This is a genomic window from Cupriavidus sp. WS (genome assembly GCF_000395345.1).
GTDB lineage: Bacteria > Pseudomonadota > Gammaproteobacteria > Burkholderiales > Burkholderiaceae > Cupriavidus > Cupriavidus basilensis_B.
Genome location: NZ_AQPL01000703.1, coordinates 1 through 1158 on the forward strand (window position 1 = coordinate 1; position 1158 = coordinate 1158).

2 protein-coding genes are annotated in these 1158 nt (G+C 72.5%); both read left to right on the top strand.

Going from position 1 to position 1158, the window contains the following annotated elements:
- The coding region (locus K206_RS40595; RefSeq protein ID WP_043368020.1) for a TCP-1/cpn60 chaperonin family protein at nt 1-267 on the top strand (267 nt) is incomplete at its 5' end.
- A gap of 272 nt (nt 268-539) precedes the next feature.
- Nucleotides 540-1158: ProQ/FinO family protein (locus K206_RS42460; protein WP_029044471.1), on the top strand; the 619-nt coding region annotated here is incomplete at its 3' end.

The window sequence follows — 1158 nt, forward strand, 5'->3', positions numbered from 1 at the left end:
ACCAACGCCGGCGAGGAAGCCAGCGTGGTGGTGGCGCGCGTGGCCGAGGGCAGCGGCAACTTCGGCTACAACGCGGCCACCGGCGAGTACGGCGACCTGGTGGAGGGCGGCGTGGTCGACCCCACCAAGGTCACGCGCACCGCGCTGCAGAACGCGGCCTCGGTGGCCGGCCTGATCCTGACCACCGACGCCGCGGTGATCGAGCAGCCCAAGGCCGACGCCGCGCCGGCGCTGCCCGGCGGCGCGCCGGGCGGCCTGGACTTCTGAGGCCGGCGGCATGTTGTCTCTCCCCTCCCGCCGCGCGGGAGGGGAGCAAAGCGGCGGTATCGCACCGTGCCGCCGCGCCATGCGGCGCCGATTCTCCCTTCTCCCGATCGCTCCGATCGTCCCGTCCGCATCCCCGATACAACATGATTCGCGCCGGTAGCCGCCAGGATTGCTAGACTGTGGGGTTGCCGCGGTTCCGGCCGGGCCGCGATGGCCTGGCTGGCGGGGTGGTTGCCACCCGGCACGAATAACTTTCTAGAAGCGGATGCACTATGGGTTTCGAACAACTTGCCGCACTGAAGCTGCAACTGGCGGCGCAGGCAAAAGCACAGGCTAAAGAGTCCGGGGGCGCCGGGGACGCGAAGGAGTCCCGGGAGTCCAGGGGCGCCAAGGGTGCCAAGGGTGCCAAGGGTGCGAAAGATGGGAAGGGCGCCAGGGGTCCCAGCGGCCCCGGCGGTTCCAAGGAGACCCGCGAGCCCAGAGACGCCACGCGGCAGGCCGCGCCCCGGCGCCAGGAGCGCAAGGAGCCGGTCGATCCGGTGGTGGAGTCGATCTGGCGCCTGCAACGGCACTTTCCGCGTGCGTTTCCCAAGAATCCCGCGCCCAAGCTGCCGCTCAAGCAGGGCATTCTCGACGATGCCGCGCAGCAGCTCGACGCGCTGGGCCTGACCCGCGAGCAGTTGCAGCAGGCGATTGCGGCGTGGTGCCAGGGCAGCCGCTACTGGGCGTGCCTGGTGGAAGGCGCGGCGCGCGTCGACCTGCAGGGCAACCCGGTCGGCAGCGTGAGCGGGGATCAGGCCGCGCGGGCGCGGCGCCAGGGCGCGCGCCGCTCGCCCGCGCGCGCGCGCGGCGGCCGCAAGGGCGGTGCCCAGCAGGGCGCTGCTCCGGCCG